At 50.9% G+C, this 214-nt stretch carries 1 pseudogene; it reads right to left on the bottom strand.

What is annotated here, in order from left to right:
- Positions 1-214, bottom strand: a pseudogene (locus M1B78_RS18675) (site-specific integrase); the annotation flags it as partial.

The following is a 214-nucleotide window of genomic DNA, read 5'->3' as shown; positions in this document are numbered from 1 at the left end:
ATACTATGCACGCTCCGCTTCTTACAAAAGAAATTACCCTTTGATTGGCCTCGTCAATCTTCCTGTTGCTGAAAGGCCTCAGATAGGTTTCCGTCACCGTGATGGAGGAGTGTCCCATGGCTTCGGATATGATTCCGGGATGTATCTCGCAGTGGTAAGCCATTGTGGCCCAGGTGTGTCTGGCCGCATATGTAGTGAGTGCCGACTGCATTCC

This window comes from Bacteroides muris (ex Fokt et al. 2023) (assembly GCF_024704895.1).
Classification (GTDB): domain Bacteria; phylum Bacteroidota; class Bacteroidia; order Bacteroidales; family Bacteroidaceae; genus Bacteroides; species Bacteroides muris.
Note: the sequence above shows the minus strand (reverse complement) of the source record. Positions and strands in the feature narration are given on the sequence as shown.